Origin of the sequence: Lactiplantibacillus sp. DA1, assembly GCF_032681335.1 — a bacterium.
Lineage (GTDB): Bacteria > Bacillota > Bacilli > Lactobacillales > Lactobacillaceae > Lactiplantibacillus.
This window is the reverse complement of record NZ_JAWHTQ010000002.1, coordinates 374,310-400,337: the sequence shown is the minus strand read 5'-3', so window position 1 is coordinate 400,337 and position 26,028 is coordinate 374,310. Positions and strand designations below refer to the sequence as shown.

Genomic DNA, 26,028 nt, shown 5'->3' with positions numbered 1-26,028 from the left:
ATACGGAGGATGATTTCAATGAAAATTAATATCAAAGACGATGCTCAAGCCTATTTGGCGGACAAGATTCCTGCAGGCAGCCAAGTTATTTTAACAACCGATGATGGTTCTAACAAATACTCTAGTTTAGGTGGTAGCTGTGCTATTGGTAATAAATTTCAACTAGTCATTCTAAAGGAAGCTGATCCGGATTATACAACCCCGCTTGAAAATAATGCGGGCTATATCATGCACGTGGCTCCTGCCGATGAAGCTTATCTTGGTAATGGGCTAAATATTTCTCGCTGGCACAATGCCTTAGCCTTGAAGGACGATAGTGGGATGCTTGATGGTGCCTTGTCAGTTGTGGATTGGCGTGATGTTTCTCCAGAGACAGAAGCTGAACGTCGTGAAAAGATGCAGACAATTGGCACAAAGATTTGTTAATTTAGCCAGTCAACAAGCCTAAGTTATTATGTGCGTGCTGGGCTGTTTCTATAAAGTAAACTTAAGAACGAAAAAGAGCCTCCAGTTAAGTTGGAGGCTCTTTTTGTGATGCAGTCGTTACTAATTACATTGTTGGTTATTTGTGATCAACTGGTTTATCGGTTGACTTAGGTTGTCGTTGGGCATGTTCATCAATTGTCTCCTGAACGGCTTTGGTGGTTAGCTTATCTTTATCGTCAGGACCGATTGCGAATTTATCGAATAGTTTATCAAGATTATCTTGACGTTGTACTTTTAAAGCCATGTTATCATTCCTTTCGGTTACCGCTAATGATAGCAAATTTTGTGTCATTTGTCAGTTATTCGTCTTTTATACACAATTAAGGGGCAAATACGTGTATAAAAGCGCTAATTATGCATAAAATAAAGAATTTTACAAAAATACTTGCATAAATAATCATAAGCGGTTATACTTTATTCTTGTAAATGACAGACGAGGAGAAAAGCATATGAAAAAAAGATTTGGGTGGTTGTTAGCCATTATTGTGGCCCTGCTCATGACGGTTGTTCCGCTCGGGCAGTCGCATGCACAAGCGGCCGATAATTCGTTAGAACAGATTCAAAAGAAGGGGGTCCTCATTATGGGGACGTCCCCAGATTATCCGCCGTATGAATTTCAAGCGACGGTCAATGGCAAGAGTAAAGTCGTTGGGATGGATGTGCAGATCGGTAAAAAGGTGGCTAAAGATTTAGGGGTTAAGCTGAAGATCAAGTCGATGTCCTTTGATTCATTATTGGTTGCCTTACAGACTGGCAAGATCGATATGATTATTTCTGGGATGAACCCAACGCCATCACGGCGGAAAAATGTTGATTTCACCCACGTTTATTATAAAGGTGGTTATGACATTGTTATCAACAAGACTGATAAAGCCAAATATAAGAATAAGGACTCATTCAAGGGTGGTACATTAGGTGCCCAGACAGGAACTACGCAATATAATGCCATCAAGAGTCAAACTTCGAATACTAAAGCAAAGGGTATGACTTCACAGTCGGACCTGATCTTGGCGTTACAAAGCCATAAAGTTGACGGGGTTGCGATGGAAAAGCCGTCTGCTGAAGCCTATGTTTCAAACAATAAAAATCTAGTCGCAATTCCTAGCGACTTCAATATGAGTTCTGATGCAACGAGTTCAGCAATTGCGTTTCGAAAGGGATCAACTAGCTTAGTTAACAAGGTTAACAAGACGGTTGATCAAATTAAGAAAGAAAATTTAGTTAAAAAGCAATACTTGCCAGCTGCTGGTAAGTATCTGAAGACCAACACGGTTAACACCTCAATGGGACATTACTGGAAAGCTTTTGCAACAGGGATTGAATACACGTTAATCATTACCGTTTGTTCCGTTTTCTTCGGTTTTATCATTGGGATTCTACTAGCCTTAGCTCGGATGACCAAAGGCAACCCACTGAAGACCGCTATTCGTTGGTTAGCAACGGCATATGTTGAATTTATCCGGGGCACGCCAATGATGGTCCAAGTGATGTTCGTCTATTTTGGATTAGGACTCTTCGTTAATTTGCCGGCCCTGACTTCTGGGATCATTGCGATTTCTTTAAACTCTGGTGCTTATGTGGCCGAATACATTCGTGGGGGGATTAATTCTGTGGATATCGGTCAAACGGAGGCTGCTCGGAGTTTAGGAATGTCTAATGGTGAAACGATGCGGTATGTCGTCTTGCCACAAGCGCTCAAAAATATTTGGCCGTCACTAGGCAACGAATTTATTACGTTGATTAAGGATAGTTCGATCGTCTCAATTATTGGGGTAACGGAACTAATCTATCAAAGTAACATTGTTCGTTCTGACACGTATCGTGGTGTCGCACCGATTGTCGTTATTATGGTCCTCTACTTTATCTTGACCTTTACGGCTTCACGTATTTTGAACTACTTCGAAAGGAGAATGCAACATGACTAAACCAGTGATTGAAGTTAAAGACCTTGCGAAGAGCTTCGGTGATAACGTTGTTTTAAAAGATATTACTGAAAAAGTAGAACCCGGACAGGTGATTGTGGTTATTGGACCTTCTGGTGGTGGTAAGAGTACCTTTTTACGGTGCTTGAACTTGTTAGAAACGCCAACTAGTGGGCAAGTGGCGTTTGAGGGTCAAGATTTGACGACACTGGATACTAAGAGTGTTAATGCGTTGCGGGAAAAGATGGGGATGGTTTTTCAAGGCTTCAACCTGTTCCCGAACATGACGGTACTAGAAAACATCAAGTTAGCACCGATGAAAGTCAAACATACGGATGCTGCAACGGCGACTAAGACCGCCCATGAGCTATTACAACGAGTAGGGTTGGATGACCATGCGGACGCTTTTCCAAGTAGTCTATCGGGCGGGCAGGCACAACGTGTGGCCATTGCGCGGGCCTTAGCAATGAATCCTGAAGTGATGTTGTTTGATGAACCAACGTCTGCATTAGATCCCGAAATGGTTGGCGAAGTCTTGAACGTTATGCAAGAGTTGGCCAAGGATGGGATGACGATGGTCGTGGTCACGCATGAAATGGGTTTTGCCAAGTCAGTGGCGGATCGAATTTGGTTCATGGCGGATGGTTATATTCAAGAAAATAACACGCCTGATGAATTTTTCGCAAATCCGCAAACAGAACGGGCCCAAGACTTTCTCTCAAAAATTTTAATGTAAATACTTGAACGTGAACCGGTCGTCAGATTATGCTGAACGGCCGGTTTTTGTTTGGGTCAACGAAGATGATTGGGGGTTATGGCTTGGTAAATAATTGTTACCGGCAGTTGTTTGCATAATTAGCATCATATTTGCAGGCCGATTGGTTGAGCCACATGTTGTCAGGCGGTATACTATTAATGCTAATTTAAACGAAGGGAAGGTGTGACATGGCATCCGCGCATATTGAACATAAATTATCTTTGTTACCTGACTTACCGGGTTGTTATTTGATGAAGAATTTGAATAGTCAGATTATTTACGTTGGTAAGGCCAAAAACTTGAAAAACCGGGTGCGCTCGTATTTTAAAAGTAGCCATACCGGAAAGACAGCACGGTTAGTTTCGGAGATTGCGGACTTTGAATTTATTGTGACTTCAACGGATAAAGAAGCTTTCCTGTTAGAAATTACGTTGATTCAGAAGCACCAACCTTATTTTAATATTAAACTAAAAAAAGGGACAGGTTATCCGTACATCAAGATTACTAATGAACGTGATCCCCAAATTTTAATTGTGAGCGATGTTCGTAAAGATGGTGGGTATTATTTCGGTCCATATCCGAACGTTTACGCTGCTCAAGAGACGGTCAACTTTATTCAGAAAGTTTATCCGTTACGTCGGTGTCATGGATTTCAAAAGCGGCCATGTCTGTATTATCACATGGGCCAATGCCTTGGTGCGTGCTTCAAGACAGTACCAACGGCGGAGTATGACGCGCAGATCAAACGAATCAAAACCTTCTTAAATGGCCATGTTGAAACGGTCAAAAAGCAATTAACGAAACGGATGGACAAAGCCGCCGCTGAATTGGAATTTGAACGGGCCGCTGAATTGCGTGATCAATTGAATTACATTGAGATGACCGTTGAAAAACAAAAGATCATTTCAAATGACAATACGCCACGTGATTTGTTTAATTTTTACTTGGACAAGGGCTGGCTTTCAATTCAAGTCTTCTTTATTCGCCAAGCGCGGCTGATGAAACGCGAGAAAAGGTTGTTTCCAGTTGTGTCGACGGCGCCAGAAGAAATGACGAGTTTTATCCTGCAATTTTACAACCGCAAGAATAATGTGCTGCCACGCGAAGTACTGGTTCCCAATGGACTAGATAAACAGGTCCTAAGTGATATTCTAGGTATTCCCGTGCGGACACCCCAGCGCGGACAGAAGAAGGATTTGCTAGATATGGCCCAAAAGAATGCGCGTATTGTTTTGGAAGAAAAGTTCCGGTTGTTGGAGTTGGACGAGCGTAAGACGACTGGTGCGATGCAGGAAATTACTGATGCTTTAGGCATTCCGGCCGGACATAAAATTGAAGCTTTTGACCACTCCCATATTCAGGGGGCGGACTTAGTTTCCGCGATGGTCGTCTTCACAGACGGGCAACCGAATAAGAAATTATACCGAAAGTATAAGTTACGGACGGTTGATCATGCGGATGAAGCAGCTTCGACCCGTGAAGTGATTCGACGGCGTTATACCCGGTTGTTGAAGGAGCATACAGCGTTACCGGACCTAATTTTGATGGATGGTGGCGAAATTCAACTCGAAGCAGCAAAGGACGTCTTAGAGAACGAATTAGGAATTGCAACACCGGTTGCGGCGATGGTTAAGAACGATCATCATAAGACGGCGGACTTACTCGCATCGGCTGGTGACCAGCATCTGCATCTTGATCCTAAGAGTCAGGGCTTTTACTTACTACAACGGATTCAGGATGAAGTGCACCGCTTCGCTATTACTTTCCACCGTCAAGTGCATACTAAGCATTCGTTGAGTTCACGGTTAGATGAAATTCCCGGTGTGGGGCCTAAGACACGGAACAAGTTATTGCGTAAATTCGGTTCCATGAGTAAGATTGCCGGCGCCTCAGTTGAGGAGATTCAGGCATTAGGGATTGCCAAAAACGTCGCACAGACTGTGAAATTCTCATTAGCCGGTGGTGGCTTGACGCCGAAGCATTATCAAAAAGGGGCCACATAACAACTGAAAATTGAAATGATAGTGTTGTAATTAAAGCCATCTAGTTAGCAATTTAACTAGATGGCTTTTTAGCGTAGCTTATTGTTTGATATTAAGTGGCAAAAGATGCCATGACGTAGACAGATGTGTATCGATAGATGCGTATTTATAAGTGATGATTACCAGAGAATACAAGTAAATTGTAATGCAAAATATCATACTATTTATATTTTTTTGAATAGTAACTATCAATAAATATAACATTTTAGTAGATTATGTCAATTTAAAACGAGCTCTTTAATAATATTTAGTTGTATTTATATGAATTTCATGAAAATTCATGAAAGTTGTTGCGTACGTTGTGAATGTTTTTTTACAATGAATGACATTCATTTAGTGAAAATCAACTGTCAGAAAATGGAGCGTGTTATATGGAACAAGTACTAACTTTTGAATTTGTAATGAAATTGATTCGTGAGTATGGTCGTGCCATCGTGAGTTTGTCAATGATAGGAGGGCTAGTTGCGATGAGCGTGACTTTGTGGATCGCACAGCCACAGTATCAAGCGAGTGTTCAGGTTTTGGTGAATCGAAAACATACCAGTGCAGGGGATGATCTGACTGGTCAGCAGGCCGATGTCCAAATGATTACTACGTATAAAGAGCTAATTACGAATCCAGTCATTTTGAAACCGGTGAGGCAGTCCTTACTTGGAAAAGGCGAATTACAACGATCACTCAGTACATTGAAACAGGCCGTTACCGTGACTAGTACGGCGAATTCACAGGTTTTCTCAATCGTTGTCCATGATCATAATGCTCAAGCTAGTGCGGTAATTGCTAATCAAATTGCTGCAACGTTCCAAAAACAAGTTCAACATATTATTAAGGTTAATAATGTAACCATTGTTGCACCTGCTGAGGTACCACAAGCTCCAGTGTCACCCAAAAAATTGGCTAATATTTTAATAGGGATTGTTGGAGGGGGATTGGTCGGGTTAATGTTTGCTAGTGTTCGAATATTGACGAATCGGCGTGTCCAAACACTTGAATTTTTAACTGAAGAATTACAGCTAACTAGTTTGGGCTTAATTAACCATCAATTACAGCAGCAAACACAAACTGTACAACTGAAGGTAGACAAATCACTGGGTGACTCGCAGATTAGCAAGCGGGTTTGAGCGAAAGGAAATAGTAGTGATGTTAAAGAGAAAATTGAAGTACGCCCAAACGGCTGTGCAACTAAGTACTATTACCGCACCAATGTCAGTCGTTACTGAGCAGATCAAGATGATTCGAACGAACCTTAACTTTGCTACAATGGGCCGACCATTGCGGACACTAATGGTGACATCAGCAGTCCAGGGTGAAGGAAAATCAACTGTGAGTGGGAATCTAGCTGTTGAATACGCCAAAAAAGGCTTGCAAGTTTTATTGGTGGATGCAGATTTGCGCCGTCCAACTGTCCATCAAACGTTTGGTCTTAGTAATCAGCGGGGGTTAAGTTCATGGTTGAGTCAACAACTTAATGATGTGAACGAGGCTATTTATCAAGCAGGTGAGCACTTGTTTGTGATGCCGAGTGGTCCCAAACCACCGAATCCTGCCGAGCTACTCGGAAGTGAACAAATGGCCGAGTTTTTGACAGCCACAACTCACAAGTTAGATTTAGTAATAATTGATGCGCCGCCAGTACTGTCGGTGACGGATGCGCGTCTTTTGGCTCACCAGATGGACGGAACTGTACTAGTGGTTCGGCAGAATTATGTTGAAAAAATTGCGGTGCGGCAGGCGGTAGATGCGTTGAAGAAAGCACAAGCGCGACTTTTAGGCGCTATATTGAATGATGTGAATATTAAGATGCCTGGGTATAGTGATGGCTATTATGGTAATGATGCCCACTGATTATATTGATTTACATTGTCACTTGCTACCAGGATTAGATGATGGACCAAAGACGCTCACGGAAGCTGTTCTGATGGCTCGTCAAGCTGTGGCAGATGGCATTCGTTATGTATTGGCAACACCCCACCATCTGGATCGACGTTATCATAATGAAGGTCCCAACATTGAACGGGCAGTTGTTGAATTGCAAGCAGAGTTGGAACGTCAGGCGATTCCGCTTACGATTTTTGCTGGGCAAGAGGTTCATTTAGGTGATGATCTAGTGGATGGAAATCAAAAGTTGTTAGGGATTGATAAAAACAAGCATTATTTGCTACTAGAATTACCGCATGAGACTGTTCCAGATTATTTGGAACAGGTTGTGTTTGAATTATTGAATCAAGGGACAATTCCGGTGATTGCCCATCCGGAACGGAATGCTCAAATTATGGCTCAACCTACCCGGCTGTATGAGCTGGTGAGACAAGGGTGTTTAGCTCAAGCTACGGCTGGGAGTTTAACAGGAAATTTTGGTCGCCAGATTAAAAGTACAGCCTTGGAATTAATTAGATGTGGACTCATTCAAGTGATTGCGACGGATGCACATTTGATGCCGAAGCGAGAGTTTTTAATGAATGCGGGTTATCAAGTGCTAGCACGGTTGAATAGTTATTATCCTGAATTTTTTGCAACAAATGCTAAGATGCTGTTAAATGGTGAACCACTTGTAGCACCGCGTATTACAGTTCCACGAAGAAAAATCAAGTGTTCCCTATGGTAAACCTGATAATAATTAAAGGTGTTGATATAAATGGATAGTTTTAGTAATAAATTAGTTATTATTGATCAAACGAAATTACAGCGGCGTTACGGTTATCGAATAATTAAGCGTTGTTTGGATCTTGTGTTAAGTATTTGTGGTTTGATGATGCTTTTGCCATTATTTATGATCGTTGCACTGGCAATTAAATTGGATGATCCGCAAGGGCGAATTTTATATACTCAAATTCGGATTGGCCGCCATCGACAACCGTTTAAAATTTATAAATTCAGGTCAATGGTTACTGATGCTGAACAACTTTTAGCCGCTTTGCATCAGCACAACGAAATCGAAGGTGCAATGTTTAAGATGAAGACTGACCCACGGGTAACACGGACCGGGCGCTTCATTCGTAAATATAGTATTGATGAACTTCCCCAATTATGGAACGTTGTCATCGGTGATATGAGTTTAGTTGGGCCCCGACCGCCGATTGCAACTGAGGTGGTAGCATATACGGAGTATGACCAACAGCGATTGTGTGTCAAACCTGGCTGTACTGGGCTATGGCAAGCCACAGTTCGTAACAGTGTTGGTTTCCATGAAATGGTTTATCTAGATTTAATATACATTCAAAAAAGTAGCATCAGTTATGACCTTTGGATACTTATGAAGACTGTAAAAATGGTTGTGAAACCGACAGGCGCCTATTAATCATGAGTGACAAATTTCAAAGAGTGTGACTGATATGACGAAGAGTAAGTTAAAACCGATAAAAGTTGGCATTGTCGTGGGTAAGATGGTTGGTGGTGGTGTTGAAGCGATGTTATTAAATTTTTTGGAATGTTGTGACTTAGACAAGTTTGCAGTAGATTTCATTATTGATGCTGATTCAACGAGTGTACCGGTTCAAGTCATTCGACAATTGGGTGGACAAATTCATTACGTCCCACCTTATCAAGATGTTATTTGTTATCAAACTGTTTTGATCAGGCTGTTCAAGCGAGAACGTTACCAGATTGTTCATGCGAATATTAGTGCATTGAACGTTTTTCCAATGTTTGCTGCCTTTGTGAGTCGGGTTCCAGTGCGGATTGCACATAACCATAATTTAATTGCAGCTAATGATGGTTTTAAGAAAAACACTTTAAAGCGGGTACTAGCTCCCTGGAATACATTGTTTCCAACTATTTACGTTGCACCTACCGTGCAATCGGGGCGGTGGATTTTTAAGCGGCACCCGTTTGAGGTCGTTAAGAATGGTATCGACTCACAACGTTTCAAGTTCTCAGAGGTAATTAGGCGGGATATTCGAACTACTTTACAAATAAAAGATTCTCAAATCTTGATTGGGAGCTTTACTCGGTTTGTCAATTGCAAACGATTGTTTTTTGCACTGGACGTGATTGAAAAGCTAGTCTTAAAGAATCCTAATTTTCGTTTTCTGCTAATCGGTGATGGCCCATTGAAAAACAAATTAAAGACCCATGTTGCCGCCAATCCAATCTTACAGACTGCTGTAACTATCCTAAGTAGTCAACATCAGATTGAAAAGTATTATTCAGCGCTGGATTGTTATCTTTTTCCTTCGTCTGTTGAAGCTTTTGGGATGACAGCGGTGGAAGCTCAGGTTAATGGATTACAAACATTTGTTTCAGCTGGAATTCCTACTGAAGCACGGATCTCGACGACCCTTTTTAAGGTTGTCGCGGATTATCAAGTGGAACATTGGTGTGAGCAAATTATGGCGAATACTAAGGTAATGAATAATCGGGGACTTTTGAGTAATCAAATGGTGGCGCATAATCACTTGTCGTCACAACAGATGGCAGGGCAGCTTGAACATATTTATCAACAAGCAATTAAGAGACGGCTTTAACTAAGTATTTATGTGGTATGGGGGAGTACGATGGTTAAAATATCAGTAGTATTAGCAACTAAGAACGGGCAGTCACATTTAGATCAAGCCATTCTTTCAATCTTGAACCAGACTGAATCGGATTTTGAATTGATTATTTGTAATGATCATTCTACGGATGCGACTCAAAAGATCATTCAAAAATATGTCACCCAAGATTCACGGGTTAAAAGTTTTGAAAGCGAGTTTCCAACAGGATTCACTAACGCGCTCAATTACGGTTTTTCACATTGTTCTGGCATCTATATTGCACGAATGGATGACGATGATATTGCGCATGCTAATCGCCTGGAGGTACAAGCAAGCTATCTTGATCAATATCCTGGTGTTGCAATTGTGGGGAGTAATATCAACTTTTTTGATGATCGGGGAATCTATGGTCAAACCAAAATGATGGGAATCCCAACTAAAACCGATATTTGGCGAGGCAAACTTTTTGCACATCCAACGGTAATGCTTCGTAAGTGTGATATTACAAGAGTAGGAATGTATAGTACAGCTGAAAATGTTGTTCGAATCGAGGATTATGATTACTGGTGTCGATTTTATTCCTACGGGTTGGTTGGAATTAATTTGACGGATGTTTTACTGGACTATCGAGAGGATAATCAATCTTTTAAAAAACGTAACATCAAGCGGCGTGTTCGTCTGGTTATAAGAATGTACAAGTGGCGATGGCGATTAGGGGTTTCACATTGGTATCGTGTTTTTATGTTATATGAACTATGTAAGATTTTAATTCCGCAAAAAATGATTCAGCGATATCATCGACACCATTTTAGATTGGAATGATGGTGAATACTTGTTATGATATTTTATTTTACATTATTGATGATATACGTCGTGATTGGGGTGGTCGTGCAATTACAATTTAATGACCGACTTCGAAATAAGCTTCAGACAATTTTATTTATTGTGATTTTTGGTAGCGTGTCTGCGACGCGTGCCATGAATGTTGGTACAGATACAAAGCTATATCGGAATTTGTTTGAGAATCATAGACCATTCACATGGCAGAGCCTTAGCAGCAGTAAATATCCGCTATATGATTTGTATAGTGACTGTTTATATCTGTTCAGTCATGATGCTCAACTTATCATTGCAGTAACGGCGTTGCTAACCATTTTTGGTGTGGCAATAACGATCAATTATTATGTACATAATGTTTTGTTAGCAAATGTTTTGTACATCACAATGTACTTTTATTTCACAAGTATGAATATTGGACGACAATTTTTAGCTATCAGTATTTTGTTAGTTGCTACTATTCTATTGCGTCAAGGGCATCAATGGTGGTTTTGGTGTCTTGGAATTTGTGCTGTCCTAATACACGCTACGGCTTTAATTGGTGTGTTATTTTGGCCCATGTCTCAGCTGAAATGGACCAAGCTGAAATTAGTATTGTCTGGTTTAGCTAGTGTGGTTATCGTAAGCTTGTATTCCTATCTAACGAGAGGCTTCACTCAGATTTTTTCGGCTTATTCAATGTACCAAAATGATCCTGCTGTGACTGGTACGGAGACATTGCTGTCCCAGAGTCATGGAGGCACCTTATTTGTAATGTTGTTTTATGCGGGGGTTATTGTCATTGGTAGAATGGGACAGGTGCCGTTTACTGAAGATATTCGGGAAAAACAATTTGGTTTCTTGACGTTGATAATGGCGTTGGTCGTTGTCCTCGGTGTTGGCTTTTCACATAATATTTTAATGACACGGGTGCTGACTTACTTTACGATTTATGCCACCTTTTATATTCCAGAAGTAATTGATCGGTACTGCCTGAATTATCATGGAACGTTGTACGAGAAAATGGTGGTACGAATGGTAGCAATTGGGGGGACGGTAATGGTTACATTGGTCCCCCTCGGTGTTCAGTTGAGTAAAAACTTATCGATGGTTATTCCATATACGAGTGTATTATTTGAGTGATGTTAAAGCGTGGAAAGTAGTAGTTACTCGATAAAAGCTAAATAGTGAATGCCTGCAGATGAAAATACAACGTTAAAAGCTGTAAAACGTGTGATGATACACAGAAAATCGAGAATAATTAGCATGGTTATTTCTAAGACTAGTATTTGATTAACAGAAATATTTTAGCCTGAAGAATATTAAATGAAATCTAAGAAAAGGAGCAAATAATGGCAATTCCGGAAATTATTCATTATTGTTGGTTTGGTGGCAGTGATGAACCAATTGGCTTTCAGAAAAATCTGAAGAGTTGGAAAAAGTATGCACCTGAATATCGGATTCAGCGTTGGGATGAATCTAATTTTGACGTTGAGCAGTACGCCTATACGCGTATTCAGTATCAACGGGGACGTTTGGACTTGGTTAGTGACTTCGTCCGTTTATTGAAGATAGAATCCCATGGTGGTTTCTATCTTGATGTGGATGTTGAACTAGTCGCGCCATTAACATCACTAATTACTAATCAGTGTTTTTGGGGACTGGAAGATTTTGATTCGATTGCGAGTGGGTTGATCTTTGGAGCGGAACCACAACATGTGGACGTTCAGGCACTGCTAGCAATTTATCAGAAAAATACATGGAATACGAATTTTTTACACCAAAATTGTGTGACGATTACAACCAATTATTTTAGAAGTTTGGGTTTCAAATACTTTGATCGGCTTCAAATAGTTAGTGCCAGTCGGATTTACCCAACGAGATATTTTTGCCCAATAAAGTATGGCAATCAGCATGGTAAATTATCGGCGGCGACTATTAGTATTCATCACTACGCGGAACTGAGTCGCCGTACGCGACGGCATATTAGAATTGGACGCTTAATCAGAAGAATTATTGGGCGTAATCTATTTTATCGCTGTATCAAGATTAAGTAGTAGGTAGCTGATTCGAGACTAGGGCCGATAGAAAGGAAGTTGAATGTTAATTAGACGAAATCCCATATTACTGATACGAACATTACCCTTGAGGGTCAAAGTATTGATTGCTTTTTTCATTTGTTCATTTTTGCAAAAAGGAATTTCAATTTTGACAACTCCGATTTTTACGCGGCTGCTTTCAGCTCAGGAGTACGGTCGTTTTAACGTCTTTAGTGCTTGGGTTGGAATAATAACGATCATTGTAACACTCAATTTATTTTATGGTGTTTACACGCAAGGACTGGTTAAATATGAGCAGGAACGCTCAATATTTTCATCCAGTCTACAAGGATTGACCTTGTGTTTGGTGCTTGGGTGGACGATTATCTATGGTTGGCGTTGGCAATTTTGGAATCACTTGTTTAATCTGAGTACAGTTCAAATGTTACTTATGTTAGTGATGATTTGGACGACGGCTGTTTTTAGTTTCTGGTCGGCAGAGCAACGGGTTCGATTAAAATATAAGCGTCTAGTAGTTACGATTTTGGTTTCGTTTGGGAAACCAATTGTGGGAGTTCTATTTGTAACTGGTATGAATGATAAAGTAACTGCCCGAATCTTAGGCTTAGTATTAGTTGAATTGATTGGGTACACTGGCCTGTTCGTGAGACAGATGTATCAGGGACGACAGTTTTTTTCGAAACGATTCTGGTGGCGTGCCATGGTTTTCAACATACCATTATTGCCACATTTCTTGTCACAATTGGTTTTGAGTGGCGCAGACCGGATTATGATTGAGCGAATGGTGGATGCGAAGAGTGCTGGAATTTATAGTTTAGCTTACTCGATTGCACAGATCATGCTCATGGTCAATATCGCCTTTCAGCAGACAATTAATCCCTGGATCTATGAGAAAATCAAGACTCAATCAATTGAGAATATCGCAGTAGTCGGGTATATTGCGATGCTAGCAATTGCCAGCGTGAATATTGTGCTGATAGCTATCGCTCCTGAAATTGTTAGTCTATTTGCACCACCAGCATATCGCGATGCAATTTGGATTATTCCGCCCGTGGCGTTGAGTAGCTTGTTTATTTTTGCATATGATCTGTTTGCGATGTTTGAGTTGTACTATGAGCGCACAATATTTATTACGATTGCTAGTGTGTGTGCAGCCATACTAAATATCAGTCTTAATTTGTTATTGATACCATTATTTGGTTACTACGTTGCTGGCTATACGACGTTAATATGCTACATTTTGTACGCAATTGGTCATTATCTGATGATGCAACATGTTTGTCGTCAAACGCTGAAGACAACCTTGTACAACACTCGCGTATTAGTGATGATTGCCGGTGGATTTATCATAATCGGCATACTGTTGCTGAGTACTTATTCATTTCCATTAGTACGGTATCCCTTAATGGTTGGCCTAGTTGTGCTGATGATCTACAGCCGTCAAAGCCTAATCAGGTCTGCCAAATTATTACGCTTAGTAAGACTAAACCATTAAAGTTGAGGGGACCACTATACTGATTATTATTGCCGAACTTTTCCCGACCACGTTACATTGCCATGTAACTTTTGAGTTGCCAGCACGAATCCGCGCAGACTTGTATCTGATGGCATTTGTTTCCAGGCCTGAATAGTGGCACTATTTGTGACTGATGTGCCCCGGAACAGCGCGATGTTGGCAGCGGCCATGCCACGCGCTAATTGGTTAACTTTGGCGGTTGATAGCTTAGTCTCGTCGCGATCTTCATATAGTTGGCTCAGTGCTGCATTATAGCCGGCCGCATATAACACATTATGGTCATATTTTTGATAAGTCCGCGTGGCTTTAACACCTTGTCGTTGCTTGATGTAGGCACTCACGTTTAATGGGGTTGCGCGGTAGGTAGCAGTACCGTTAGCTTGATTGATCTTCAGCGTGCCATAATAGTGCGATCCTAAAATTAAGGCACCACTAGCAATATCGGTTAACGATCGTCCAACAACTTTGGTCGATTTGATACTTTGCGCATGAATGTGGCCGCTGAGTGTTAGTTTAATACCAGCGTTTGTCAGTGCTTTGCGAACATCTTCAGCGTAGCCAATTGTATAGTCTTGATGAATAACAGTATGGTCCATCGTATTGTGATGTAACACGGGAATGAGTGTTGCATGGGCCTGTTTAGCTTGTTTGCCGACTTTGGCGATCCATTGTAAGGTGCCGTCTGTTAAACCGCCACCGACCGTTGAGTTGCCTTGTTGATAATTACTTTTATAGATGGCTGAGTTTAACATCAGAAACCAAGTGTGTTTACTTGGTTTGACTAAGTACCCGAGTGAATTAGGATCATGTTCACTAGCTTGACCGTAACCAGCTTGCCGGTAAATTTTTTTAAATTGGGTCGGGCTGGTCGCCTCGGTACTATATTGATGGTTTCCTTTGAAACGGCGGGCAATTGGGTTATTCAAATCGTGGTTACCAGGGACGACATAAACTCGGATGTGATGGTCAGTCAGTCGGCGGAGCTGCTTAGCAACGTACTCGTGGCTGGCTTTTTCGCCGTTATTGGTGATGTCACCACTGACGAGAACAACATCGGGTTTAGTAGCCAGGGCCTTAGCGATAAATGCGCGAAAAATTGTGGCACTGTATTTTAAATCAGCCCCCGCATCGTTGCCAGCATATTGGCTGAAAGCCTTACCACTATCATGTAAGCTCGGCGCAATGACATGGTCATCACTGATAACCATGGCCGTTAAAGTGTTATGCGTGACGGGCGGCAGGGTGGTGGCCGTAGTTTTTTGGCAGCTAGATAAGAGGATGCCACCGAGCAGCAACATTCCGATGCCTAAGATAGATTTCCATAATTTCATCAAATTCGTCTCGATTCTAAACAACATATTAATTTTATTATACCCGTTTTTTAGCAGGATTAGACAGAGATTTCGTTAATTTGGCTAACAAAAAAGACGATCATAATGATCGTCTTTTTTAGCATAGCATTATTTAGTTGTTTTAGCTGGTTTCCAAATACCAAGGACAACCCCAGCGATAACGGCACCGATAATGGTAGCGCCGATGTAACCCCAGATGTTCGTGGCAAGTAATGAAACCCAGAGACCACCATGAGGAGCAGGGACGGCAACGCCCCAAAGTTGGGTTAAACCACCGGCGATGGCGGCACCAATCACGCTTGAACCGATCACATGCAATGGATCAGCCGTGGCGAATGGAATGGCACCTTCAGTAATAAAGGAAATACCAAGTAACCAGTTGGAGATACCAGCTTTACGTTCGTCATCCGTAAACTTCTTTGGCCAGAAGGCAGTTGCAATCGCAGTTGCCAATGGTGGAACCATCCCGCCAGCCATAACAGCAGCCATCAAGTTCCCATGTCCAGTTGCAGTAAAGGCACCCGTAGCGAAGACGTAAGCAGCCTTGTTGAAAGGACCACCCATATCGATGGACATCATACCACCAAGTACGAGTCCTAAGAGAACGGCATTACCAGTACCCATTGAGTTTAAGAAATGGGTAATCCAAGCGTTGATAACTGAGAAGATTGGGTTAACAACGAAGAACATTAGCGCAGCAATAATCAATAATCCGAGAATTGGGAAAATTAACATTGGTTTCATTCCGTCTAGGGATTGTGGCATGTTCTTGGTCCACTTCTTCATCCAAACGGTAATGTAACCGGCTAAGAAACCAGCGGCTAAACCGCCTAAGAATCCAGCGGGACTCTTAGCATTGGCAGTAATGGAAGCTGTGTAAACACCACCGTAAGCGCCAGTGTAAACCGTGGCCATGAACCCACCAACGAACCCGGGCATCAAAGCAGGGCGGTCACCAATTGATTCGGCGATGTAACCAGCTAGGACGGGTACCATGAAAGCGAAGGCCATGTTACCAGCTTGGTTGAAGAAAGTAAAGGCCAGGCTCTTACTACCGGCAAATTGTTCAATAATGAAGGAGAGGGCCATTAAGATCCCACCACCGACAACGAATGGCAACATGTGGGAGATTCCGTTCATTAAGTCTTTGTAAACTTCACCCCAAACACTACCATTAGCGCTGCCGCCTTCATCGTCATCAGCAGTGCCACCATCAGCATCGTGATAAACAGGTGCTTTACCGCTCAAGGCTTCTTGAACTAATTGATCGGCCTTGTTGATCCCGTCAGTAACGGGGCGGTTAACCAGGTGCTTACCATCGAAGCGGGCCATCTTGACCTTTTTATCAGCAGCAATCACAACACCATCGGCACGGGCAATTTCATCGGCGGTCAATAAATGCTTAACGCCTTCAGAACCATTCGTTTCGATTTTGATGTCGACCCCAGCGGCTTCCCCAGCCTTGATCAAAGCGGCTTCCGCCATGTAAGTATGGGCGATCCCATTGGGACAAGCGGTAACCCCAACTAGGTAAGGACGTTTTGTGTCCGTTGTTGAACTGGCGGCAGCGGCTTCTTTTTCAGCCTTGGCAGCAGCGTCTTTGGCTTCTTTTTCTTCCTTAGCGGCTTGCGCATCACCGAAGAGCTGTTGGACTTCTTCTGGTGATTGTGCATTTTTAAGTTTAGCGACCAACTCAGGATCGATCAATAAACTTGAAAGCGCAGCGAGAGCGGCTAAATGGGTGTTGTTGGCACCTTCAGGGGCAGCAATCATAAAGAAGAGGTGTACTGGTTGACCATCTAAGGCATTAAAGTCAACGCCAGCTTTGCTCTTAGCAAACATAACGGTTGCTCGGTTAACTGCCTTGTCTTTGGCATGTGGCATGGCAATCCCATCACCAATTCCAGTCGTTGATTCAGCTTCCCGTTTGATGATGTCCTGCTTGTAGAGCGCTTCGTCATTGATGACACCTTGTTCGGCATATTTATGAACCAATTCATCAATCGCTTCGTCTTTGGTCGTGGCTTGCATGTCCATGATCATGACATCTTTTAGTAATAAATCGCGGATATCCATGTTAAGGTAACAGTCCTTTCTTTAGTGAGCGAGTTTTTCAATTTTAATGAGTGGCAAGATTTCGTCGATCTTGGCGCGGGTCGCAATGTCTTCCGAAAAGGCGGTTGCGGATCCGCAGGCGAGACCGTAACGGAAACTTTCAACGGCGTCGTGTGTTTTGGCAAATGTGCCGACAAAACCACCAATCATTGAATCACCGGCACCGACTGAGTTGATTACTTGGCCCTTAGGTGCGGGACTAAAGTAGACCGCATCTTTGGTGATTAGGAGGCCACCATCGCCAGCCATTGAAATCAGCACGTGTTGTGCGCCTTCAGCTAGCATCCGTTGACCCGCCGTGATAATATCGGCTTGGCCATTAAACGTTGTGTGATAGTAATCAGCCAGTTCATGGTTATTCGGTTTAACCACAAGTGGGTGACTTGGCAAGGTCTTCTTCAAGGCTTCACCGGTCGTGTCGATGACAAAGTTCGCACCGGCAGCTTCAACCTTTTGAATGATATCGTAGTAGAAGCTATCAGGTAAGCTAGGTGCCAGACTACCAGACATGACGACCACGTCATCTGGTGTTAGATCGGCTAATTCGGTATAGAAGTTGTCGATTTCATTCGCCGTGATGTCGGGACCCGCACCATTTAATTCGGTTTCCTCTTCAGCGTGAATTTTCACGTTGATCCGGGTATCATCGGCAATTGGGGTGAAGTGGCAATCTAGGCCCTTGGCTTTTAAAGCATCACTAATAAACGTGCCGGTAAACCCACCGATAAAGCCGAGAGCTCTGTTGGGTTGGTGTAGGTCGTTTAAAATCTGTGAAACGTTGATACCTTTACCGCCGGGTAGTTTCGCCGTATGTGCTAACCGGTTAACACTGCCGAGGGTCATTTGGGGTAGTTGCACCACGTAGTCAATTGATGGATTGACAGTAATGGTATAAATCATGATTGAACCTCCTGAATCGTAGTTAATGGTTGATATTGTTCGGCAACGCTTGGTGTGAGTTGGTCGGTGATGATGGTCGCACTGGATAAATCACCAACGCGCGCAAAGGAAACGTGATCGAACTTAGTGTTGTCAGCTAAGATAAAGCTTTCTTCACTTTGTAAAATTGCGGTTTTTTTGACGACCGCTTCATCAGGGTCGGGTGTTGTGAGCCCGAATTTGGGATGGACACCGTTGATGCCAAGAAAAACTTTGTTGAACCGATATTCCTCTAGCGACTTAACGGCTTCGGGACCAATCACGGCTTTGGTGGTGCCTTTCAAATTGCCACCAAGCAAGTAGGTCTGGATGCCCATGTCCGCTAAGGCGGAAGCATGGACGACCCCGTTAGTGACAACACGCAAGTTATAACTGGGATTTAAATGGTGGATCATCGCCAGTGTTGAAGTACCAGCATCCAAATAAATCACGTCATCGACTTGAATATTTGCAACCGCTTGCTGTGCGATATGGTCCTTGGCATTAACATTGCGGGAAACTTTATCGTTCATCGCGGGTTCTTCTTGAAGCGAGTTCATGTATTTTGCGCCACCATGGACGCGTAACAATTCACCCTGTTCTTCCAATTGTTGGAGATCACGGCGGGCCGTGGACTCGGAACAGCGGGTTTCAGAACAGATGTCCTTGATTTTAATAATGCCCTTGAAACGGATCGTATTTAAAATGTATTGTTGACGCTCTTCTGTAAGCACTTTCAAATCCCTCCGCATAATAATATACCTGTTTAAACGTCAAAATGCAACAAAAACCTCCAAAAACTGTCAAAATAAATCAAAAGCCGTCATTAAATGGTCATCACAGATTGTTTTAAATTGATTATCTTGATTAGGCGTAGAACTTTTGACGAAGTGGCCGAAGATTTGTATACTAGGTCAGGTATCTAATTTCGCACGATCGGATTTCGTAGATAATAATATAGAAGAAACAGGAGAACAAAACATGTTTGTTGATCAAGTAAAAGTAGATGTAAAGGCCGGTAACGGTGGTAACGGCATGGTTGCTTTCCGCCGTGAAAAGTTTGTACCCAATGGTGGCCCGGCCGGTGGTGATGGTGGCCGCGGTGGGAGCGTGGTCTTACAAGCCGATGAAGGGCTACGGACGTTGATGGATTTTCGGTACACGCGGAAATTCAAGGCTGCCGCTGGTGGTAACGGGATGATCAAGCAGATGACTGGTCGTTCTGCTAAGGATACAGTCATTAAGGTGCCGCTTGGGACCACGGTGACAGATGCTGAGACTGGTGAGTTGATTGGTGATATCGTCAGTAAAGATCAACAATTAGTTGTTGCCAAAGGAGGCCGGGGTGGCCGGGGCAATATTCATTTTGCTAGTCCCAAAAATCCGGCGCCAGAAATTGCTGAAAACGGTGAACCTGGGGATGAATTGACAATTCGGATGGAATTGAAAGTTTTGGCTGATGTTGGCTTAGTCGGTTTTCCTTCAGTTGGTAAGTCGACACTGCTTTCAGTTGTCACAAGTGCTAAGCCGAAGATTGCGGCCTACCATTTTACGACCTTAGTGCCTAATCTCGGAATGGTTCGCTTGGATGACGGCCGCGATTTTGTCATGGCTGATTTGCCTGGCTTGATTGAAGGTGCGGCTAACGGAGTCGGCTTAGGGATTCAGTTCCTGCGGCATATCGAACGGACTCGCGTTATTTTACATCTCATTGATATGAGTGGTGTGGAAGAAAATGATCCGTTTGAAGACTATCATAAAATCAATCATGAGTTGACGAGTTATGATCCTGATCTCTTAAAACGGCCACAAATTGTGGTGGCGACTAAGATGGATATGCCGGATGCTGAAGCTAATCTGGAAGCCTTTAAGGCGAAGTTAGCGACGGATGACATGTTACCCAACACACCGGCTGTCTATCCAGTATCATCGATCACGCAACAGGGACTGAAAGCCTTGTTAGCCAAGACGGCTGACTTATTAGATACAACACCACAATTCCCAATCAAGGGTGTTGACGATTTGAAACACCGTGATTATACGACTGAAACGAATGCGGACTTTAACGTTGATAACCCAGAACCAGGTTTGTTTGTCCTGTCTGGTGAAAAGTTGGAACGACTATTTAAGATGACCAACTTAGACCATGAAGAAAGTCTAATGCGGTTTGCACGGCAATTGCGTGGTATGGGCGTTGATGACGCTTTACGGGCAGCTGGTGCTAAGAATGATGATACGATTCAAATCTTAGATTACTCGTTCCAATTCATGGATTAGGTGTGCTTGAATCGATGGCTAGGTGACGATGCTTGGCACGTCGGTCAGATTAGTTTCTGGCGGCCAGGCTAGCGATAAAACGACGATGGAACAAAAAGCAGCGTGGTTAGGATCTTAACTAACCACGCTGCTTTTTTGAATCTGGGTCCGCGTTCTCAGCCGAACAATAGTCGTTGCTGGCTAAGGCGATAGCCGAATAAACGGAGTGGTTGGGACGCGGTCTTAATGTAGAGTTGAGTCTGCCCGCTGATTTGGCGAGTCCGGGCGTTAAATTGGTCTAGTGTCAGCGGGATTCCGGACTGTGCGGCTACTAAGACTAATTGTTGGTCAATGAGTGTGACACTTTGAATGGGGTGAGTTTGATTGGTTACGGGTTCCCAATATAGGGGTAGCGTTTGTTGTAAATCAGCGGTTGACAAGTTAAAGTCGATAAGTCGCATTGTGGTCACCTCGTATTGAGATACTTTTGTAGCAAGTATACGATAGTGGGTTAGGTTAAGCAATATTGACGGTAATTCATAGTTAGCCGATGACGTTTTTGATGAAAACGGTCACAACTAGTCATGATGGTCAATTTGATGTGAAAATGGGTTGCTGGATGCTGGCAGCTTCAGGTGTGAACAGTTAGTGGCCACCGCGCTATCAGCAGTCGAAATCTTAAAAACCCAGTGCGATAATTTTGGCGTGACATGTTAAAATAAATTGAAGTCATTTTTAAAATGACAATCGGTGGGTGCAATTGTGTTCACCGGTCATGACTTTGCAGTGCTAACAATTGTGTATTACCGTTAGATTCGGTAAAATAGTTAGCAGACTGTATAGATAGGACGAACAAAAATATGCAATTAGAATTTTTAGGTACCGGTGCCGGTTCACCGGGTAAATTTCGAAACGTCACCAGCACAGCATTGCGGTTATTAGATGAACGGAATGAAGTCTGGTTGTTCGATGTCGGCGAAGGGACGCAACATCAGATTTTACGCACGACGTTAAAGCCCCGCAAAATTGCCAAAATATTTATTACCCATCTACACGGTGATCATATCTTTGGCTTGCCAGGATTATTGAGTTCACGGTCGTTTCAGGGTGGTGACGAGCCATTGACGGTATACGGGCCAGTTGGTGTGCGCGACTTCGTTCAAACGGCGTTGCGGGTCTCTGGTACCCATTTGTCATATCCATTGAAGTTTCATGAAATCACGAAGGCTGAGACGGTCTTTGAAGATGCCACGTTCAAAGTAAGTTGTGAGCCTCTGGATCATCGGATCGCTTGTTTCGGTTACCGGGTGGAAGAAGCTGATCACCCAGGTGAATTACAAGCAGAGCGACTCAAAGCCCTGAACATTCCGAGTGGTCCCGTCTATGGTCAATTAAAAGCCGGCAAAACGGTGACGTTGCCTGATGGTCGGACAATCAATGGACAAGATTACATTGCTGCGCCACAAAAAGGGCGGACAGTAACGATTCTTGGTGATACCCGTCGTACACCGCATGCAGTCAGTTTAGCGCAGAATGCGGATGCCTTAGTTCATGAGAGCACGTTCGGAAAAGATGAAGGTAAGTTGGCACATAACTATTACCATTCAACGAGTACCCAAGCAGCTCAGGTGGCCCAGCAAGCCGGTGTTAAGCAGTTGTTATTAACACATATTTCAGCCCGGTATACTGGTAAGTTAAGCAAGGAACTGCAAAAACAAGCGCAGAAAGTCTTCAGTCACTCAAAAGTCGTTCGCGACTTTGATGTAATTGATATTCCATTACCTGAGAAAGGTTAGGTCAAGTAAATGACAAACTTAGTGGGTAAAACTGTTTTGGTCACTGGCGCGTCTAGTGGACTGGGCGAACAATTAGCCCTAGCCGTGGCGAGTCAGGGAGCCAATGTCGTCTTAGCAGCCCGCCGACGTGAACGGCTAACACAAGTGGCTGATCAATGTCGTCTGTTATCACAAGGGCAGGCCGTGGCGATTACTTGTGACGTTGGCCACGTGGCGGACGTTGATCACGTCTTTACAACCATCGATGAGCTATTTGGTCAATTGGATGTGGTCATTAATGCCGCTGGTTTTGGTGATATGACGACGGTGACCGCGATGGATGCAGCGGTGATGGCGAAAATGTTGCGTGTCAATACGTTGGGAACCATGTATGTTAGCCAACTGGCTGCGCAGCGAATGGTCAAACAGCGGACTGGTGAAATTGTTAATATCGCCTCGATGGCTGGTAAAATTGCAACACCGAAGTCGGCCGTTTATGCAGCTAGTAAGGCGGCTGTTATTGCTTATGACAATGCACTACGTCTGGAGTTAAAGGATGCCCATGTTAACGTGTTGACGGTTAATCCGGGCCCCATTAAAACGGACTTTTTTAAGATTGCGGATCCAACCGGCCATTACTTAGAGCGTGTTGAGCAGCTGGCATTGAATCCCGTTAAGTTTGCCGAGTTGATTGTGAGCAAGCTGGGACATCAACGGCGTGAATTGAATCGGCCCTGGGTGATGTCGGCGGCTAATTTAGGTTATCAGCTGGCACCCAAGCTCGGGGATTGGCTGACGGGGACGGTTTTTAATTTTAAATAGGGGATGAGCTTAATGAAGAATCAATGGCGGTTAGTGAGTGCACTAGTCATTGCGTTAGTCGTGATTATTTTTGCAATTTTAAACGTGGAACCAGTGCGAATTAATTTTGGTGTTACAGCGGTTCATTGGCCACTGATTTTGGTTATTGTGGTGACGTTGATCCTAGGCGTTATTACCGCAGTACTGATGGCAACGGTCAATGAATCTAAGGAACGGACCGCCCATAGTGAAGCATTGGCAGCGGCCCAGGCCAAGATTGACAAGTTGACTGCCGAAAATAAGCAATTAACGTTGCGTTTGAATAATCAAGGTAAACAAAAACGGGCAGTGGCAGCACAACCAACCACGCCAACCGATAAGTAGTTGAAAGGAAGGATGCCATGTTAGCGGCAAAGAAAAAGTGGGTCCCACGCTTGGCGGCAACCATCGATGAAGCGGCCGTCACCGCGTTAGCTGAGGCGGCTAACGTGACCCCCTTAGTTGCCCGTCTGTTAATGATGCGGGAAATTAATACGGCCAAAGAAGCCGCATTATTCCTGCACGCGGATCAACAACCATTGTTAGATCCAATGACGATGCACGATATGGAAAAAGCTGTTGAGCGCATCCAGGAGGCGGTTATTGCTGGGGATCAAATCACCATTTATGGAGATTATGATGCGGATGGTTTAACGAGTACGTCAATTATGTATGAAACGCTGGACCAAATTGGTGCTAACGTCAATTACTATATTCCAGATCGTTTCGAAGATGGTTATGGTCCCAATCAGGCTGCTTTTGATCGCCTAATTGATGCTGGTACCCAATTGTTTGTGACGGTGGACAACGGTGTCGCGGGAAATGCAGTCATCAATCAAGTGCAGGAACAGGGCATTGATGTCGTGGTGACCGATCATCATGAATTACCAACTGAATTGCCGCACGCTTACGCCATTGTTCATCCACGACATCCGGAGGGCAGTTATCCATTTGGTGGTCTTTCCGGTGCCGGTGTGGCGTTTAAAGTGGCGACGGCGCTACTTGAAGAGGTTCCGGAAGAACTATTAGACCTTGCCGCCATTGGAACAGTAGCCGATCTGGTAAGTTTAACAGCTGAGAACCGGACTTTGGTGACACTCGGTTTGAAAGTCTTACAACAGACGACGCGACCGGGTTTAGCAGCGTTGATTCAAGAAGCTGGGTTAGTTCCTGATAAATTGAATGAGACTAGCATTGGTTTTGGAATTGCGCCGCGATTAAACGCGCTGGGTCGGTTGCAGTCGGCTCAAAGTGGTGTTGAATTATTAACGACTTTGGATGATGAACGGGCCACGGCATTGGCTAAACAGGTCAATCAATTGAATGAAAAACGGCAAGGCCTGGTTAAAACAATTAGTGCTAGTGCCATTGAACAGGCACAAACGGCTGATAATCAGGCCCGTCAAACCTTAGTGATTACCGGCCATGGTTGGCATGAAGGGGTTTTAGGTATTGTCGCAAGCCACGTGGTTGAAACGACTGGTAAGCCAACATTAGTGCTAAATGAAGATGACGAAGGTCGTCTCAAGGGTAGTGGCCGGAGTGTTGACGCATATAATTTGTTCGCTGCGATTGATCCTGTCCGGGAGGCGTTAGTTGCATTTGGTGGTCATCACATGGCGGTTGGCTTGACCGTGATGGCCGATCAACTGGCGACCCTTAAAGCGGCGATGGAAGAAGCAGCGGTCAATCAGCAACTGGCAGCTAACGCGCAGATCAGTTTGCCAATTGATGGCACGTTACCATTAGCTGAGGCGACCTTGGCAACGTTAGCGGATATTCAAACGTTAGCGCCATTTGGGACGGATAATCCGGCGCCAGTGTTTGAATTAACCCCAAACACGATTCCACAGGCGCGAGCGATTGGTAGTGATCAACAGCATTTAAAATTACAACTTGGCGATGGGACGGTTAATGTTGACGCGATTGGTTTTTCAATGGGGGCAGCGTTACCTGCCGTTCAAGCGAGTCCCACGGATGTCACGCTAGTTGGTGAGCTGAGTGAAAATACTTGGAATGGGCAGACAAAGCCGCAAATTATGATTAAAGATATCGCAGTGACTGGTACCCAAGTGATTGATGCGCGGACGCAACATTTGTCAGCCCATTTATTTCAAGCACCGGGTGTCTATCTTTTCTTCCATCAGCGATTATTGAAAAAAGTTCAACAATACTTAGGATCACAATCCCAAGCTGTGTGGGTCGGTGATACGACGGTAGAGCTGGCAACGATCACGGCCAGTCATGCCGTCTTTATTGTGGATTGTCCTGATACGCTTGCTGACATGACGCAACTCTTAACCACAATTGCGCTTGATCAGGTGACCCTCTATTTGTACCGCCAAGAATCGGTTTATATGACTGGAATGCCAAATCGTGAACAGTTTGCGAAGCTGTTCCAGTTTACCGCCACCCATCATGATGTTGACATTCATCATCAGTTGACCTTAGTTGCTAAACATCTGCATATTGAACGAAATTTGCTTATTTTTATGATTCAGGTGTTTTTTGAGGTCGGATTTGTTAAAATAAATGATGGTGTCATGAATGGCGTTTCGAATCCAGCGAAAGCGGATTTACATCACGCCCCTAGTTATCAGCTACGCGAGCAACAAATCGTTGCTGAAGAAACGCTTTTATATAGTAAATCTGCAGCGCTCCAAGTATGGGTGAAGAACCAGGCTGCGGTTAAGAATTGAAG

24 protein-coding genes are annotated in these 26,028 nt (G+C 43.6%); 18 read left to right on the top strand and 6 right to left on the bottom strand.

Features of this window, described 5'->3' with window-relative positions; genetic code table 11:
• Positions 1 to 18 precede the first annotated feature (18 nt).
• Complete coding sequence (locus tag RXV91_RS04535; protein ID WP_316438838.1) at positions 19 to 426, top strand: iron-sulfur cluster biosynthesis family protein; 408 nt, start codon at positions 19 to 21, stop codon at positions 424 to 426.
• Between the two features lie 136 nt (positions 427 to 562).
• Here RXV91_RS04535 and RXV91_RS04530 read toward each other — a convergent pair whose 3' ends face one another.
• Entirely contained in the window at positions 563 to 730 is a 168-nt protein-coding gene (locus tag RXV91_RS04530; protein ID WP_021732057.1) for an SPJ_0845 family protein, read from the bottom strand.
• Positions 731 to 935: 205 nt separating this feature from the next.
• Here RXV91_RS04530 and RXV91_RS04525 point away from each other — a divergent pair, with 205 nt between their 5' ends.
• The 12 genes from RXV91_RS04525 to RXV91_RS04470 all read left to right on the top strand — a co-directional run bounded on the left by RXV91_RS04525 (position 936) and on the right by RXV91_RS04470 (position 14,050).
• On the top strand, positions 936 to 2,411 hold the full coding sequence (locus tag RXV91_RS04525) for an ABC transporter substrate-binding protein/permease (protein ID WP_316438837.1): 1,476 nt from the start codon (positions 936 to 938) through the stop codon (positions 2,409 to 2,411).
• Positions 2,404 to 3,144 carry an amino acid ABC transporter ATP-binding protein gene (locus RXV91_RS04520; protein ID WP_316438836.1) on the top strand — a complete coding sequence of 247 codons (741 nt, stop codon included), beginning with the start codon at positions 2,404 to 2,406 and terminating at the stop codon, positions 3,142 to 3,144. The genes RXV91_RS04525 and RXV91_RS04520 overlap by 8 nt, the downstream gene beginning before the upstream one ends.
• Positions 3,145 to 3,353: 209 nt before the next feature.
• Positions 3,354 to 5,168 carry an excinuclease ABC subunit UvrC gene (gene uvrC / locus RXV91_RS04515; protein WP_316438835.1) on the top strand — a complete coding sequence of 605 codons (1,815 nt, stop codon included), beginning with the start codon at positions 3,354 to 3,356 and terminating at the stop codon, positions 5,166 to 5,168.
• 410 nt (positions 5,169 to 5,578) lie between these two features.
• Entirely contained in the window at positions 5,579 to 6,328 is a 750-nt protein-coding gene (locus RXV91_RS04510) for a GNVR domain-containing protein (RefSeq protein ID WP_316438834.1), read from the top strand.
• 19 nt (positions 6,329 to 6,347) lie between these two features.
• Positions 6,348 to 7,052, top strand: a complete 705-nt coding sequence (locus RXV91_RS04505) for a CpsD/CapB family tyrosine-protein kinase (RefSeq protein ID WP_316438833.1) — start codon at positions 6,348 to 6,350, stop codon at positions 7,050 to 7,052.
• The gene (locus tag RXV91_RS04500; protein ID WP_316438832.1) at positions 7,024 to 7,812 is read left to right on the top strand and encodes a CpsB/CapC family capsule biosynthesis tyrosine phosphatase; all 789 of its coding nucleotides are present in this window, start codon (positions 7,024 to 7,026) and stop codon (positions 7,810 to 7,812) included. The genes RXV91_RS04505 and RXV91_RS04500 overlap by 29 nt, the downstream gene beginning before the upstream one ends.
• 30 nt (positions 7,813 to 7,842) lie before the next feature.
• Positions 7,843 to 8,505: a sugar transferase gene (locus RXV91_RS04495; protein ID WP_316438830.1), complete on the top strand. Its 663-nt coding sequence runs from the start codon at positions 7,843 to 7,845 to the stop codon at positions 8,503 to 8,505.
• A gap of 34 nt (positions 8,506 to 8,539) precedes the next feature.
• Positions 8,540 to 9,670 carry a glycosyltransferase gene (locus tag RXV91_RS04490; RefSeq protein ID WP_316438828.1) on the top strand — a complete coding sequence of 377 codons (1,131 nt, stop codon included), beginning with the start codon at positions 8,540 to 8,542 and terminating at the stop codon, positions 9,668 to 9,670.
• A gap of 30 nt (positions 9,671 to 9,700) precedes the next feature.
• The gene (locus RXV91_RS04485; RefSeq protein WP_316438827.1) at positions 9,701 to 10,501 is read left to right on the top strand and encodes a glycosyltransferase; all 801 of its coding nucleotides are present in this window, start codon (positions 9,701 to 9,703) and stop codon (positions 10,499 to 10,501) included.
• Positions 10,502 to 10,516: 15 nt separating this feature from the next.
• Positions 10,517 to 11,638 (top strand): EpsG family protein, encoded by a 1,122-nt coding sequence (locus tag RXV91_RS04480; protein WP_316438826.1) that lies wholly within the window; start codon positions 10,517 to 10,519, stop codon positions 11,636 to 11,638.
• A gap of 209 nt (positions 11,639 to 11,847) precedes the next feature.
• Entirely contained in the window at positions 11,848 to 12,552 is a 705-nt protein-coding gene (locus RXV91_RS04475) for a glycosyltransferase (RefSeq protein WP_316438825.1), read from the top strand.
• A 130-nt stretch (positions 12,553 to 12,682) separates the two neighbouring features.
• Positions 12,683 to 14,050, top strand: a complete 1,368-nt coding sequence (locus RXV91_RS04470; protein ID WP_396426727.1) for a lipopolysaccharide biosynthesis protein — start codon at positions 12,683 to 12,685, stop codon at positions 14,048 to 14,050.
• A 26-nt stretch (positions 14,051 to 14,076) separates the two neighbouring features.
• Here RXV91_RS04470 and RXV91_RS04465 read toward each other — a convergent pair whose 3' ends face one another.
• The 4 genes from RXV91_RS04465 to RXV91_RS04450 all read right to left on the bottom strand — a co-directional run bounded on the left by RXV91_RS04465 (position 14,077) and on the right by RXV91_RS04450 (position 19,190).
• Positions 14,077 to 15,402, bottom strand: a complete 1,326-nt coding sequence (locus tag RXV91_RS04465; RefSeq protein WP_316438822.1) for a metallophosphoesterase — start codon at positions 15,400 to 15,402, stop codon at positions 14,077 to 14,079.
• 129 nt (positions 15,403 to 15,531) lie between these two features.
• A complete protein-coding gene (locus RXV91_RS04460) occupies positions 15,532 to 17,499 on the bottom strand; it encodes a fructose-specific PTS transporter subunit EIIC (protein WP_316438821.1) in 1,968 nt (655 codons plus the stop codon).
• Positions 17,500 to 17,520: 21 nt separating this feature from the next.
• On the bottom strand, positions 17,521 to 18,438 hold the full coding sequence (gene pfkB, locus RXV91_RS04455; RefSeq protein ID WP_316438820.1) for a 1-phosphofructokinase: 918 nt from the start codon (positions 18,436 to 18,438) through the stop codon (positions 17,521 to 17,523).
• Positions 18,435 to 19,190, bottom strand: coding sequence for a DeoR/GlpR family DNA-binding transcription regulator (locus RXV91_RS04450; RefSeq protein WP_003644567.1), 756 nt, complete (start codon positions 19,188 to 19,190; stop codon positions 18,435 to 18,437). Before RXV91_RS04450 ends, pfkB begins: the two co-directional genes overlap by 4 nt.
• A 247-nt stretch (positions 19,191 to 19,437) precedes the next feature.
• On the opposite strand from RXV91_RS04450, the gene obgE reads away from it, so the two are divergent.
• Positions 19,438 to 20,733, top strand: a complete 1,296-nt coding sequence (gene obgE, locus RXV91_RS04445; RefSeq protein WP_316438819.1) for a GTPase ObgE — start codon at positions 19,438 to 19,440, stop codon at positions 20,731 to 20,733.
• 155 nt (positions 20,734 to 20,888) lie between these two features.
• Here obgE and RXV91_RS04440 read toward each other — a convergent pair whose 3' ends face one another.
• Positions 20,889 to 21,173 carry a hypothetical protein gene (locus RXV91_RS04440; protein ID WP_316438818.1) on the bottom strand — a complete coding sequence of 95 codons (285 nt, stop codon included), beginning with the start codon at positions 21,171 to 21,173 and terminating at the stop codon, positions 20,889 to 20,891.
• A gap of 399 nt (positions 21,174 to 21,572) precedes the next feature.
• Between RXV91_RS04440 and rnz the strand changes: the two genes are divergently transcribed.
• Genes rnz through recJ form a run of 4 tightly spaced genes read left to right on the top strand, consistent with a single transcriptional unit; the run spans position 21,573 to position 26,026 of the window.
• Entirely contained in the window at positions 21,573 to 22,508 is a 936-nt protein-coding gene (gene rnz, locus RXV91_RS04435) for a ribonuclease Z (protein WP_316438817.1), read from the top strand.
• Positions 22,509 to 22,517: 9 nt separating this feature from the next.
• A complete protein-coding gene (locus tag RXV91_RS04430) occupies positions 22,518 to 23,309 on the top strand; it encodes an SDR family oxidoreductase (RefSeq protein ID WP_316438816.1) in 792 nt (263 codons plus the stop codon).
• Between the two features lie 12 nt (positions 23,310 to 23,321).
• A complete protein-coding gene (locus tag RXV91_RS04425; protein ID WP_316438815.1) occupies positions 23,322 to 23,672 on the top strand; it encodes a LapA family protein in 351 nt (116 codons plus the stop codon).
• A 17-nt stretch (positions 23,673 to 23,689) separates the two neighbouring features.
• On the top strand, positions 23,690 to 26,026 hold the full coding sequence (gene recJ / locus RXV91_RS04420) for a single-stranded-DNA-specific exonuclease RecJ (RefSeq protein WP_316438814.1): 2,337 nt from the start codon (positions 23,690 to 23,692) through the stop codon (positions 26,024 to 26,026).
• Positions 26,027 to 26,028: the final 2 nt, after the last annotated feature.

What these genes read in the sequence shown, in the direction of transcription:
- RXV91_RS04465 (WP_316438822.1), bottom strand. Translation starts at nt 15,402, where the DNA reads ATGAAATTATGGAAATCTATCTTAGGCATCGGAATGTTGCTGCTCGGT.
- RXV91_RS04505 (WP_316438833.1), top strand. Translation starts at nt 6,348, where the DNA reads ATGTTAAAGAGAAAATTGAAGTACGCCCAAACGGCTGTGCAACTAAGT.
- RXV91_RS04500 (WP_316438832.1), top strand. Translation starts at nt 7,024, where the DNA reads ATGGCTATTATGGTAATGATGCCCACTGATTATATTGATTTACATTGT.
- uvrC (WP_316438835.1), top strand. Translation starts at nt 3,354, where the DNA reads ATGGCATCCGCGCATATTGAACATAAATTATCTTTGTTACCTGACTTA.
- RXV91_RS04430 (WP_316438816.1), top strand. Translation starts at nt 22,518, where the DNA reads ATGACAAACTTAGTGGGTAAAACTGTTTTGGTCACTGGCGCGTCTAGT.
- RXV91_RS04495 (WP_316438830.1), top strand. Translation starts at nt 7,843, where the DNA reads ATGGATAGTTTTAGTAATAAATTAGTTATTATTGATCAAACGAAATTA.
- RXV91_RS04480 (WP_316438826.1), top strand. Translation starts at nt 10,517, where the DNA reads ATGATATTTTATTTTACATTATTGATGATATACGTCGTGATTGGGGTG.
- RXV91_RS04440 (WP_316438818.1), bottom strand. Translation starts at nt 21,173, where the DNA reads ATGCGACTTATCGACTTTAACTTGTCAACCGCTGATTTACAACAAACG.
- rnz (WP_316438817.1), top strand. Translation starts at nt 21,573, where the DNA reads ATGCAATTAGAATTTTTAGGTACCGGTGCCGGTTCACCGGGTAAATTT.
- recJ (WP_316438814.1), top strand. Translation starts at nt 23,690, where the DNA reads ATGTTAGCGGCAAAGAAAAAGTGGGTCCCACGCTTGGCGGCAACCATC.
- RXV91_RS04490 (WP_316438828.1), top strand. Translation starts at nt 8,540, where the DNA reads ATGACGAAGAGTAAGTTAAAACCGATAAAAGTTGGCATTGTCGTGGGT.
- RXV91_RS04510 (WP_316438834.1), top strand. Translation starts at nt 5,579, where the DNA reads ATGGAACAAGTACTAACTTTTGAATTTGTAATGAAATTGATTCGTGAG.
- RXV91_RS04535 (WP_316438838.1), top strand. Translation starts at nt 19, where the DNA reads ATGAAAATTAATATCAAAGACGATGCTCAAGCCTATTTGGCGGACAAG.
- obgE (WP_316438819.1), top strand. Translation starts at nt 19,438, where the DNA reads ATGTTTGTTGATCAAGTAAAAGTAGATGTAAAGGCCGGTAACGGTGGT.
- pfkB (WP_316438820.1), bottom strand. Translation starts at nt 18,438, where the DNA reads ATGATTTATACCATTACTGTCAATCCATCAATTGACTACGTGGTGCAA.
- RXV91_RS04475 (WP_316438825.1), top strand. Translation starts at nt 11,848, where the DNA reads ATGGCAATTCCGGAAATTATTCATTATTGTTGGTTTGGTGGCAGTGAT.
- RXV91_RS04525 (WP_316438837.1), top strand. Translation starts at nt 936, where the DNA reads ATGAAAAAAAGATTTGGGTGGTTGTTAGCCATTATTGTGGCCCTGCTC.
- RXV91_RS04520 (WP_316438836.1), top strand. Translation starts at nt 2,404, where the DNA reads ATGACTAAACCAGTGATTGAAGTTAAAGACCTTGCGAAGAGCTTCGGT.
- RXV91_RS04530 (WP_021732057.1), bottom strand. Translation starts at nt 730, where the DNA reads ATGGCTTTAAAAGTACAACGTCAAGATAATCTTGATAAACTATTCGAT.
- RXV91_RS04425 (WP_316438815.1), top strand. Translation starts at nt 23,322, where the DNA reads ATGAAGAATCAATGGCGGTTAGTGAGTGCACTAGTCATTGCGTTAGTC.
- RXV91_RS04485 (WP_316438827.1), top strand. Translation starts at nt 9,701, where the DNA reads ATGGTTAAAATATCAGTAGTATTAGCAACTAAGAACGGGCAGTCACAT.
- RXV91_RS04460 (WP_316438821.1), bottom strand. Translation starts at nt 17,499, where the DNA reads ATGGATATCCGCGATTTATTACTAAAAGATGTCATGATCATGGACATG.